This is a genomic window from Prevotella sp. HCN-7019 (assembly GCF_037890215.1).
Taxonomy (GTDB): Bacteria; Bacteroidota; Bacteroidia; order Bacteroidales; family Bacteroidaceae; genus Prevotella.
In genome coordinates this window covers 77,874-90,291 of sequence record NZ_JBBKBO010000003.1, presented here as the reverse complement: position 1 = coordinate 90,291, position 12,418 = coordinate 77,874, and the positions used below count along the sequence as shown (strand labels likewise).

Genomic DNA, 12,418 nt, shown 5'->3' with positions numbered 1-12,418 from the left:
TCTTATTCCCTTTTTGTTGTTTATAACTTCTTTTTCTGATCTTATACAAAGATAATGCCAGTGGATGCAAAGATAACGCATGGTGTTTGAATCTCAAAGCGAATAAATGTTAAAACGGAAACACGGTGCTTGACGTTTGTCATTAAACAGATAATTTTGCGCTGTGAAAACAACAGTACATATATACCTCAGCAGATGAAACAGATAAACCGTCAGATACTGCGCATAGCTCTTCCATCCATAGTTTCCAACATCACAGTGCCGTTGCTCGGTCTTGTGGATGTGGCGATAGTGGGACATATGGGCGATGCGGTTTATATCGGTGCGATAGCCGTTGGTTCGATGATATTCAATGTGATATACTGGATATTCGGATTTCTGCGTATGGGTACGAGCGGAATGACCTCACAGTCGTTCGGACGCCGCGATCTGGCTGACGTTGTGCGTCTGTTGCTGCGTTCGCTCACGGTGGCTCTTGTTGTGGCAGCACTGATAATCTTGTTCCGACATCCGCTGCTCAGCCTTGCACTTGCTGTTGTCAGTCCGTCGCCGGACATCACTGTGTTTGTGCATACCTATTTCGATATCTGCGTATGGGGTGCTCCTGCCATGTTGTGTCTTTACGGACTGACCGGCTGGTTCATCGGCATGCAGAACACACGCATACCGATGTTCATTTCAATTATGCAGAACGTGGTGAACATAGCCGCAAGTCTGAGCCTGGTGTATGTGTTCGGTATGAAAGTCGAAGGTGTTGCCTTGGGAACGCTTATTGCCCAGTATGCCGGTCTGTTTGCCGCTGTGCTGTTTCTGTTCATTAGTTATGGACGGATCCGCAATCATTATTCCGCCGTCGGACTGTTTGATTTTCAGGCCATGTGCAGGTTCTTCAGTGTCAACCGCGACATATTTATCCGCACTCTGTTCATTGTGGCCGTAAATCTCTTTTTCCTCTCAGCCGGAGCGTCACATGGAGCTGTTGTTCTTGCGGTCAATACTCTGCTCATGCAGCTCTTCACTCTCTTTTCCTATGTCATGGATGGTTTTGCTTATGCCGGCGAGGCACTCTGCGGCCGCTATTACGGTGCCCGCAACGAACGTATGTTCCTCTCCACGGTGCGCCATCTTTTCATGTGGGGACTTATTCTCGCAGTGGCTTACACAGCCTTATATGCTTCCGGTGGCAGTGCATTCCTCTCGCTGCTCACCGATGATGCTTCCGTCATAGCATCCTCTGCGGCTTATTTCCCATGGGCTGTAGCCATACCTGCAGCAGGTATGGCTGCTTTTGTGTGGGACGGAGTGTTTATAGGCGTCACGGCTACACGTGGCATGATGCTTTCCTCCATAGTTTCAGCTCTTTTGTTTTTCGGTGTTTATCTGTCGCTCCGTGTGTTGTGGGGCAATCATGCCCTTTGGTTTGCCTTTATAGTCTATCTTGCTTCGCGTAGCGTCATCCAGACTTTGCTTTTCATGGTACAAAAAAAGAGGATGTCCTCTCTTCATCCAGAGAAGACATCCCACTGAGAGATGAATCAAAGTTTAAAGCCTATGAAAATATTATGATTTATTGTTGCTGATATTTTCCAGAGGTTGTGCCCCGTTGTCGGGAGTATGCCGGAACAGCAGGTTGTAGCAGGCTGTTGTGCCGTGCCGCCCCGGTCCCGGCATGTCTCTATTATTTCAGGGTCTTCATATATTCCGAAGCCTTTACCACGGTCTCGGCGTTAGCGTTTGTGGATTTGCGTGTGCAGTATTTGAATGTCACCTTGCGGTCGCCGTTATACGACTTCCATTTCAGTGTCAGGTCCACAGTCTTGCCTTCTGTGTCAGGCAGTTTGTCAAGTTTGAATGCCACGATGCCGTAGCCCCATAGGCCGTTCACGTCGCCATCGGCATTGTGATAGAATGTCACTTCATACGGATCGTTCGGATTCTCTCCTGCCACGAGGTTCACGTAGTGCGGTTTCTGGCTGCCCCATTTTGTCTTAAAGCTCAGTGTGAGATATCCGTCCTCGGCTATGGTCACCCAGTCGCTTGTGCCTATCTCCACCGGATCCTGACCGTATTTCTTTATGTTCTCCTCAACGCCAAGGTTTGTTGCAGTCGACTTGGTCAGTATGCTGTCCATCCAGTTCACGTAAACATTGAAGTTGCGTTTGTTGTTCTGCTGTTCGGCGTAGCTGAAGTTGATGAATGCTCTTACTTCCTTGTCACCATAAGGAGACGTTCTCATGTTGAGCGGAGTGAGTGTTGTTGAGTCGTCGAGCTGCAGGAAGAACTTGCTGTCGGCAGTCTCAGGTTTTACTGTCACTACTGCGTTAGGTCTGTTTATCGGATAATAATAGTAGTATTCATCATCGTCGTCACACGATTGGAATGTCATTCCGACGGATAGTATGCTTAAAAAAAGCAGTGATAATTTCAGTTTCTTCATATTCTTCATTTTTTATCGTGTTATGTCCTTTTTCTGTAGATATAATGCACAAATTGTTCCTGTTTTGCATCCATTTGTGCAAAATGATGTTAAAATCGGCAAATCTTCACATTTTCATACATATCCGTTTCTTTCTTTTTTCCACGGTCATCATGTTGTGCCGTCCCTGAGAGTGATGTGCTGTGGTTATGATTTGCGGGTATGTTCTTGTCTTCTCAGTGAGAATATTCCCTGCTTTACGAATGGTAAAAAATTTTGACATTATGCCGCTTGTGTTCCGTCTGATTATCAACGGAAGACCATATTGTCGAAAAGAATATTTGTGGCTGTGGATGCTTATATCATATGTATTATATTTGTTCTGTATTTTTTGTAGCATCACGAACGGTAATATGGAAATCAGGTTGAGTCTGGTTTCAAAAAAATAGCAGCTTCAATCCCTAATCATTGTTGTTCCTGTCTGCTGAAAAGGAATGCAATATGTGGTACTTACAGATTTTAAGTATCCAGTGATTTTTTCGTCTGAGTTTTCTGTTCTACCCCGAAAAATAAGCGAGAATTTGCAGACTGACTCTCCGTCGGACGCAAATACGCGAATTATGAGGACTTTACATAAGTCATTGAGCAGTAATAACTTATTTTTACATCCATTTTTTCGTTCTGCAATAAGCATCATTTTGGCTTGTGATATTGCCCGTTTCAGGCCCTGAAATGCTCCATATCACACCATAATATGGGCGTAATCATGGCGTGAAACGGCCTTAATCGGAATGTCAGGAAGACTATCCGGTACTGCAAGGTTGTGTATGCTACATGACGGTATGACCAGAAAGAGCCTTTATTATGTTTGTTTTTACATTTCTTAACATCTCTTTCGCGATTTCTTTTTGTTAAAAAAAAGTCAAGAAAATTTGTAACTTCCTCATCCGGGTTTTCTTTAAAACAGCAGATATCAGTAGTGAGGAAAAGTATAGAAAGCACGAGACTGTCTTGCAGGAATTATTCATTGGTCGTGACAACGTGAATTTATTATTACGCGAGGTTCATGCTGTCACGTGTCATACCATGCAGTGCCATCAGAAGGTATTGTTTTTCCTGTTTCAAGTTTTCTGTTTTTGCGTTTTCTGTCGATACCGTTTTGGTAAATTATTTTTACAATATTCGTGTTGCTTGTATGTCGGTTTTCTCATTTCCGCATTATCATAACGTGTTGCTTTTGACAGCCTTCGATGATACGCGATTTATGTTTTTCCCCTCTTCAGCCGTTTTCTTTTTCCTTCCGTAATGCCGTTTATGTTTCTCCTGCATACCTTGCTGTTGTCTTCAAACACGTTTCATTTGCGATAAAAAAACGGAAACATAAGTAAAAGTTTGTCATTTTGATTGCTCGTTGTCCGTAATATTCGTATATTTGCAATAATATAGTGTGATGGCCGTACATGCTGTACAGCCCGTTTGGGCGGCATGGGCAAACGGATGAAAATAAAATCATAAAAATCAGAATTATGAAACACAGATTGTTACTTGTCGTGTTCGCAGCTATAATGATGCCTGCGATGGTGTCTGCCGACAGTTACACCACGTTGTGGAAGAAGGAGGCGGAGGCAAGAAAAAAGGATTTGCCACAGACTCGGATAAAGATACTCGACAGAATAATAGCCAAGGCCGAGGCCGACAAGGCTTATGGTCATCTGCTCAAGGCACAGGTGGGCAGGATGGGGGCAAGCGCCACTGTCTCTCCCGACTCGCTGGCTCCGGCCGTACGCAGACTTGAGACTGCGGCAAAGAAGGCCGAGGGTGTAGATGTGGTTCTGGCGGCGATCTACAACTCCGTGCTCGGAACCGTTTACAGAGACCGGCCGCATCTAAGCGACGATGCAGCCGAACGCAGCAAGGCTTTCTTTGATCTGTCGCTACGCAATCCCGACCGCCTGGCTCGTGCTTTCGCCACAGGCTATGCCCCTTTCATCGAGGACGGCGTTGACAGTCGGCTTTTCGGCGACGACGTGTTGCACGTGCTCGGAATGGAAGCCGGCCGTTACGATTTTCTGCACGATTACTATGAGAAAGCCGGTAACCGTGCAGCTACGTGTTTCTGCGCGCTGAAGATGATACAGCAGAACCGCAAGGGTAATACACTGAAAATGCAGAAGTCGAAGTATCTGCAGTCCATCGACTCGCTCATTGCAAAATATGGCGACCTGACAGTGGCCGGTGAGCTGGCCATCGAGCGCTACAACTTCATGGATGCATCGGAAGATGCCACTCCAGAAGACAAGATGAACTACATCGACTACGCTTTGGTCAAGTGGGGCGCATGGCCGAGAATGAACATCCTGCGCAATGCTGTGAAGAGGCTGACCATGCCATATTTCAATGTCTCGCTGGGTGACAGGGTTTCTTTACCTGGTGTGCCGCGCAAGGTGGTTATTGCTTCGTTGTGCAACATAAGCGAACTGACGATGACGGTGCGTCGTGTCAATATCAGTGGTGATACATATAAGGATCCGCTCAATCCGGGCGACTACGACGAACTGCGCAAACTCATCGTGCCGGGTGATGTGTTTACCCAGACACGTCGCTATATAGGTTTGCCGCCATACAAGATTGTAAGTGACAGCATGCAGATCGACGGTCTGGAGAAAGGTGTCTATCTGGTTGAGTTCACAACTGACAATGTCAATGTGCCGGTGGAGCGTGCTTTGCTGCGTGTGAGCAACCTCATGCTCATAACAGAGAAACTGCCTAGCGACAACGTGCGTGTGGTTGTGGTCAATGCTACGACAGGCGAGCCGGTGCCGGGAGCCAAGATCCGTATCACGTCTATCGATCATCGTAATGCGGACAACCGGGATGTGGAGACGCTTACGTGCAATAATGCTGGTGAGACTCTTTATACAGTCAAGAATGACAGAATACAGCAGTTTTACATATATACTGATGACGATAAGGCATATCCGGAGATTTCGCCGATAGGTAATTATTCTTATTATGACAACAAGCGTTCGGTAGATTATGTAAACATCTATACCGACCGCCGCATATATCGCCCTGGACAGACCGTGCATGTGGCTGCCCTGGCATACAATCACAACAGTGAGACCAAACGTTCGGTGGCTCTTTCCGGCAAGACTGTCACGCTTACGCTGCACGATGCCAACTATAAGGAAGTGGCGAAGCAGAAGGTTGTGACCGATGGTTTCGGTATGGCTTCGGCTGATTTTGCTCTTCCTGCCGCGTGTCTGCCGGGTAGTTTCTCCGTGAGATGCGATTTCGGAAATAATGGTTACACATCGTTCTCTGTCGAGGAGTACAAGCGCCCGACGTTCGATGTACAGTTTGACAAGCTCACATCCAATTATCGCTCGGGCGATACCGTCGCAGTGAAAGGTTCGGCCAAGACATATGCCGGAGTGCCTGTGCAGGGAGCACGCGTTGTCTATACCGTCACACGCCGCCCGTCTATGCTCTGGAGATACTACGGAGGAGGCGACGAGACGGTTCAGATACTCTCTGATACCATAGCCACCGGCACTGATGGTACGTTCAGTATAAAAGTACCGGTTGCGTTGCCCGAGACAATGGATGAGCGCCCCAACCGTTTTTACAGTTTTGATATCAAGGCTGACGTCACTGATATGGCCGGCGAGACACACAATGGCGAGACGAGCATACCGCTGAGCGACCGTCCGACGTCACTCACATGCGACATGCCCGAGAGAGTGGAGCGCGACAGTCTGAAGACAGTGACATTCTTATACCGCAACAATGCCGGCGAGAAGATTGACGGCGATGTCACTTTCTATATTGACGATCAGAAATATACATGCAAGGCAAATGTGCCTGCCGAAATATCTTCCGCACAGTTCAAGTCGATGAAACACCGACTGAGAGCATATTGCGGCAACGACACTATAGACCGTGAGTTCGTGGTATTCACCATGCAGGACAAGAAAGCTGTGGTTGAGACACACGACTGGTTCTATGCTTCTGCAGAGGAGTTCAGTGCCGATGGTCGTCCGGTGTATGTGCAGCTCGGTGCTTCCGACAGTTTGCTGCACGTGTTCTACACGGTGTTTGCCGGTGACCGCATACTTGAGAACGGTACAATGACGCTGCGCGACGAGCTTCATACGCGTGAACTGACTTATAAACCAGAGTATGGCGACGGTATTTTGCTTAATTATGCATGGGTGAAGGATGGTATCCTTTACCGCCATAATGTATCTTTGCGTCGTCCAAAGGAAGACACACGTCTGCAGATGAAGTGGACCACATTCCGCGACAGACTCACTCCGGGACAGAAAGAGGAATGGACGCTCAGCGTGAGCCGTCCGGACGGAACACCTGCTGCTGCCCAGCTCATGGCCACACTCTACGACAAGTCGCTCGACCAGTTGCGCAATCATTCGTGGACTCTTGCCATGCCGGTTTATTACAGTCTGCCATTCACAATGTGGACAGGACGTTACATATCTAATCTTGGTGTTTATGGTGAGATGCCTCTGAAACTTTTTGATGAGCGCGGTTTGGACTTCGGGCATTATGATTTATCTCTGATGGGTATGTTTGCTGTAGAAGAAGTGTGTGCGGCTGAAGGTGATGTGCTCAAAGCGAAACCTGTGGTAGCCCAACCTGCGTTAGCAATGGACCGTGTAGTGAAGGTTGGTTATGGAAGACCAACGGGTGAAAATTCAAATAAGAAACTCAATATTACTGGAGCATTATCTCCCGTTACACTTGATGCTGGTACCGTCAAAGATACAGAAGCATTATCTACTATTACACTCGAGACTGGTACCGAACAGAAACCTCAGGTGCGTGAGAACTTCAACGAAACAGCATTCTTCTATCCGGGACTTACAACCGACGCTGACGGTAATATAAACATAAAATTCACACTTCCGGAAAGCATAACAACATGGAAGTTCATGGGTATTGCGCACGACAAGGACATGAACAGTGGAATGCTTGAGAGCGAAATCGTTGCGCAGAAGACGGTGATGGTGCAGCCTAATGTGCCGCGTTTCGTACGTACAGGTGACAAGGTGAGCATTTCTGCCCGTCTGTTCAATACGTCTGAGAAGGACGTCACTGGTACTGCACGTCTCTCTTTGCTCAACCCAGAGAATGAGAAAGAGATTTTCCATCAGACAGTGAAGTATGCTGTGAAGAAAGGAGAGACCGAGGCTGTAAGCTTCAGTTTCGATATGAGCGATGTGGATAACGATGGATTGCTTATCTGCCGTGTCACAGCTTCTGGTCGTGGATACAGCGATGGAGAGCAGCATTATCTGGCCGTGATGCCCGACCGTGAACTTGTCACAAATACAAAGGCATTCACCTGGGACGGTGCGGGCGAACATACGATAGATCTCAAGCAGATGTTTGCGGTGAATGATAAGGACAATAAACTGACTGTTGAATACACCGACAATCCTTCATGGCTCATTCTACAGACACTTCCTACTATTGCAGAGACTAGTGAAAACAATGCTCTTAGTCTTGCCGCTGCTTATTATGCCGGCAGTCTGGGACGTAATATTGTAAAGAATGTGCCGGACTTCAAGCGCGTTCTGGATTTGTGGAGTCAGGAGAGCGGCGATGAGACATCTTTGATGAGCAGTCTGCAGAAGAATGAGGAACTCAAGTCTGTGGTGCTCAGTGAGACTCCGTGGCTTATGGAAGCTGAGAAAGAGGCAGACCAAAAACGTCTGCTCACAGGTTTCTTTGACGAGTCGGCGATGGAATACAGACTTAATGATGTTCTGACAAAGCTTAAGAAACTGCAGAACGGTGACGGTTCGTTCTCATGGTGGCCGGGTATGGGCGGAAACGTTTACATGACATCAGCTGTTGCAGAAATGCTTGTAAGGCTCAATGCCATGACCGGTACTGACAAGGAAACTGCCGGAATGCTTACTTCGGCAATCGATTATCTGGGCATGAAGATGTCTGTCGAGGTGGAGAATCTTAAGAAAGCAGAAAGTAAGGGTGAGAAGAATCTGCGCCCGAGCGAGATGGCTGTCACCTATCTTTATATATGTGCGCTCGACGGACGCGAACTTTCATCAAAGCGAAAGGCTGAATATGAATATCTTGTTAAGTTGCTCGAGAAGCAGAATGGTCAGCTCACAATAGCAGGAAAGGCCAATGTCGCTGTGATAATGTCTGGCAGTGGACGTAGAGAGAAAGCGGCCGAACTTTTGCGTAGTGTGAAGGAATACACTGTCTTCAATGAGGAAATGGGACGCTACTTCGATACGCCGAAGGCATATTATTCATGGTACGACTATCGCATTCCTACTCAGACTGCAGTCATCGAAGCTCTGCAGGCCATTACTCCGGAAGATGTCACTACCATAAGAGAGATGCAGCGCTGGCTGTTGCAGTCGAAACGCACGCAAGGATGGGACACACCTATGAACAATGTTGACGCTGTATATGCCTTCATGAATGGCAACAAGGACAATCTGTTCCCGACAGAAAAGCATCTGCCTGTGCTGAAGGTCAACGGCTCTAAGCTTGAATTGCCGAAGGCTACGGCCGGTCTGGGTTATGTGAAGACATCGCGTACCGGTGACAACATGAAGACATTCACTGTAGAGAAGTCGTCCGACGGTATGTCATGGGGTGCTGTTTACGCACAGTTCATGCAGGATGTGGCCGACGTGGCCGGTGCTTCTGAAGGCATGACGGTCAAGCGTGAGATAATGAAGGACGGCAAAGTGCTGTCCGATGGAGCACAGCTGGCCGTTGGTGATAAGATAAAGGTGAGAATCACCGTTACTGCCGCACGCGACTATGACTTCGTTCAGGTAGTCGATAAGAGAGCTGCCTGCATGGAGCCGGTGATGCAGATGAGTGGTTATCATGGCGGATGCTATTATGCACAGGGTGACAATCGCACCGGCTATTACTTCGACAGAATGGCCAAAGGCAGTCATGTCATCGAGACCGAATATTACGTTGACCGTGCAGGAACATACAGCACTGGCACATGTACAGTGCAGTGTGCGTACAGTCCGGAATATTCAGCCCGTACAGCTGCCATGAATATAAATGTGTCGGAAGCTAAATAATGAAAATGTATAACACCATAATATAATAAGCAAAACATAATTGATGAATAAAAATATAATCGTACTGTCTGTGCTTGCCGCGCTTTCTGCCGAACTGCGGGCGCAGGACATGGTGGCTGCCAACGATGTGGTAGACTGCGGACAAGTGGAATACAACGTGCCGGTGACGGCTGAATTTGAGTTGACTAACAATGGAAACAGGAGTATGCGCATAAGCGAAGTGCAGACGAGTTGCGGGTGTATGGTTGCTGATTTTCCACAAAAGGATATACAGGCCGGTGAGAAATTCATGGTCAGAATGACTTTCGACTCAAAGCAGATGGGACATTTCGACAAATATGCCGATGTGTGTGTCGAAGGCAGTGATGAACCTCTGATGCTCAGAATGAAGGGGGTTGTGGTTAGAGAAGTGAAAGACTATTCAGGTGATTATCCTTATAAAATAGGTACGTTGCTTGCAGACAGAAACACTCTCGAGTTTAATGATGTGAACAACGGTGAGACTCCGCAGTTGAAGATACACATCCGTAACACTGGAGGTGAAACTGCCGAACCGGTGGTTATGCACCTACCGGACTATCTGGAAGCCGACGTGTCGCCGTCGAAGATAAAAAGCGGTCGTGCAGGTGTTGTGACAATAACACTCGACTCAAGAAAGCTTGACGATCTGGGACTTACAGAGACAAAGGTGTTTCTGGGCAACAAACCTGGTGACAAGGTGGACAGTGATAAGGAAATAAGTGTTTCTGCCGTTCTGCTGCCCCAGTTTCAGGATATGACAGAGGCCGAACTGGCTCTTGCTCCCGCCATAGAGGTTTCGGAGAAAGAGTTGAATCTCGGTGCGGCTGATGGTAAGAAGAAACTCAAGGGTACTGTGATGATAAAGAACACCGGAAAATCAGAGTTGAGAATAAGCAATCTTCAGATGTTCTCTTCGGCCCTGAGTGTCTCGCTAAACAAATCGGTGCTCGATCCGGGTGAGGAGGCAAAGCTCAAAGTGACGGCCAATGTGGAACGTATGAAAAAGTCGAAAAGCGAGCCGAAGGTGCTGATGATAACCAACGACCCGAATAATCCGAAGGTGGAAATAAACGTCGTAGTAAGCGGAATTTAAAGGCAACGGCAAATGATTCATATTGAAATAGACAGCTCAAGCGGTTTTTGTTTTGGTGTCACCACTGCCATAAAGAAGGCGGAGGAAGAACTTGCCAAGGGCAATACGCTTTATTGTCTGGGCGACATTGTACACAACGGAATGGAGGTGGAGCGGCTTCATGCACGCGGACTGATAACAATTAACCATGAGCAACTGAAACAGTTGCATGATGTGAAAGTGCTGCTCAGAGCCCATGGCGAGCCTCCCGAGACCTATGAGACGGCACGACGCAACAACATCGAGATAATAGATGCCACGTGTCCTGTGGTGTTGCAGTTGCAGAGACGCATAAAAAAGCAGTACGACGCAAACCCCGAGGCACAGATTGTTATATTCGGAAAGAACGGCCATGCCGAGGTTCTCGGACTCGTGGGACAGACACACAGCAAGGCCATCGTGATAGAAAAGCTCGAAGATGTGAGGCTTCTCGATTTCAGCCGCGACATATATCTGTATTCGCAGACCACGAAGAGCCTCGACGAATTCCGTCGTATCATCGATTATATACAAAGCCACATATCGCCGGATGCCACTTTCAAGAGCTTCGATACTATATGTCGTCAGGTGGCAAACCGTATGCCTAACATTGCAGCTTTCGCCGCCCGTCACGACATCATTCTCTTTGTCTGTGGACGGAAGAGCAGCAACGGCAAGGTGCTTTTCAGCAAATGCAAGAGTGTCAATCCAAACAGCTATCTCATAGAAGGTCCCGACGAGATAGAAAGCTCATGGATAGAAGGTGTCACTACTGTGGGTATCTGCGGAGCGACGAGCACGCCTAAATGGCTTATGGAGCAGTGCCGGGATAGGATTATGAAAGGTCTTTAAACAAGGTAATAGTTTTTCTGTAAATGTTCATGCACTACGTATGCACAGTGTATGAACATTTACGTTTTTAATATATTGGATACTCTCCAGCTAATGGAGACATTATGCAGACATGATATATTGTTAATATTTTAATGATTAAATTTGAAAATACAATGGAAAATGAGTTAGTTGCAAGATTATCAAAACTGAATGAAAATTTAGATGAACAGTGTGTAGAGCAAGAGTTTCGTAATATAGCAGAATACTTACTTGGAAATTGCTGTATCAAACAGAAAAATATAGAATACCGCTTTCTCGAAGTTGAATTCTATTATTATAGTCATTTGCATCAGGATGTTAAGGAAAAGACAGGCCAACCGTTCGTCTATCCGCGCCAATGCAGCGAAACAGGAGCATTCTTTATACACTCGAGTGGACTTGACATTTGCTTTAAGAGCGAAATTTCTGGTGATGACAAGTTCCTTTATGGCGGTGGAATATTACTCCGTTCACTGCTCCGAATCGAATCGCAGGATAAGTCTATGATGGTTGTCACCGGTCCATGGGATTGTCGTGATGCGTTGTTCAATTATACATCCGAAGGGAATTTCCCTACTATAGAGAAAAAAGAAGAATGCGATGAAGTTGAACTTAAGTCAGTAAGACGTTATAATGACAAAGAGTGCAGCATGAAAAGAAATTATTGTTTCTATAATAACAATTATCATAAGGATGAATTTCATTGGACGGATACCGACGGAAATATACTGAAGCGTTATAATCCTGTAACTGGAAAGACTAAATCAGAATACGGTAATAAACCATGGAATAGCCCAAAAGATGATGGCTCCGGACAGTCTGACAAATAAAGTTTCCATATCAGAACATACGTTTGGGCAACGTCCGAGAATATCCCGACGATAGATGAATCCG

The 12,418-nt window shown here is 46.8% G+C and carries 6 protein-coding genes; 5 read left to right on the top strand and 1 reads right to left on the bottom strand.

What is annotated here, in order from left to right; translation table 11 throughout:
* The first annotated feature begins 195 nt into the window (after positions 1 to 195).
* On the top strand, positions 196 to 1,527 hold the full coding sequence (locus WKT13_RS05490) for an MATE family efflux transporter (protein ID WP_340323175.1): 1,332 nt from the start codon (positions 196 to 198) through the stop codon (positions 1,525 to 1,527).
* Positions 1,528 to 1,678: 151 nt separating this feature from the next.
* Here the strand turns inward: WKT13_RS05490 and WKT13_RS05485 are convergent, their stop codons facing one another.
* On the bottom strand, positions 1,679 to 2,437 hold the full coding sequence (locus WKT13_RS05485; protein ID WP_298619826.1) for a NigD1/NigD2 family lipoprotein: 759 nt from the start codon (positions 2,435 to 2,437) through the stop codon (positions 1,679 to 1,681).
* Positions 2,438 to 3,942: 1,505 nt separating this feature from the next.
* Here WKT13_RS05485 and WKT13_RS05480 point away from each other — a divergent pair.
* From WKT13_RS05480 to WKT13_RS05465, 4 genes are all read left to right on the top strand, one after another.
* Entirely contained in the window at positions 3,943 to 9,519 is a 5,577-nt protein-coding gene (locus tag WKT13_RS05480; RefSeq protein ID WP_340323174.1) for an alpha-2-macroglobulin family protein, read from the top strand.
* Positions 9,520 to 9,562: 43 nt separating this feature from the next.
* A complete protein-coding gene (locus tag WKT13_RS05475; protein ID WP_340323173.1) occupies positions 9,563 to 10,633 on the top strand; it encodes a DUF1573 domain-containing protein in 1,071 nt (356 codons plus the stop codon).
* 12 nt (positions 10,634 to 10,645) lie between these two features.
* Complete coding sequence (locus tag WKT13_RS05470) at positions 10,646 to 11,503, top strand: 4-hydroxy-3-methylbut-2-enyl diphosphate reductase (protein WP_340323172.1); 858 nt, start codon at positions 10,646 to 10,648, stop codon at positions 11,501 to 11,503.
* A 155-nt stretch (positions 11,504 to 11,658) separates the two neighbouring features.
* The gene (locus tag WKT13_RS05465; protein WP_340323171.1) at positions 11,659 to 12,354 is read left to right on the top strand and encodes a hypothetical protein; all 696 of its coding nucleotides are present in this window, start codon (positions 11,659 to 11,661) and stop codon (positions 12,352 to 12,354) included.
* The last annotated feature ends 64 nt before the right edge of the window (positions 12,355 to 12,418 follow it).

Excerpts from the sequence above, each read along its gene's own strand:
- WKT13_RS05490 (WP_340323175.1), top strand. The coding sequence starts at position 196 with ATGAAACAGATAAACCGTCAGATACTGCGCATAGCTCTTCCATCCATA.
- WKT13_RS05485 (WP_298619826.1), bottom strand. The coding sequence starts at position 2,437 with ATGAAGAAACTGAAATTATCACTGCTTTTTTTAAGCATACTATCCGTC.
- WKT13_RS05480 (WP_340323174.1), top strand. The coding sequence starts at position 3,943 with ATGAAACACAGATTGTTACTTGTCGTGTTCGCAGCTATAATGATGCCT.
- WKT13_RS05475 (WP_340323173.1), top strand. The coding sequence starts at position 9,563 with ATGAATAAAAATATAATCGTACTGTCTGTGCTTGCCGCGCTTTCTGCC.
- WKT13_RS05470 (WP_340323172.1), top strand. The coding sequence starts at position 10,646 with ATGATTCATATTGAAATAGACAGCTCAAGCGGTTTTTGTTTTGGTGTC.
- WKT13_RS05465 (WP_340323171.1), top strand. The coding sequence starts at position 11,659 with ATGGAAAATGAGTTAGTTGCAAGATTATCAAAACTGAATGAAAATTTA.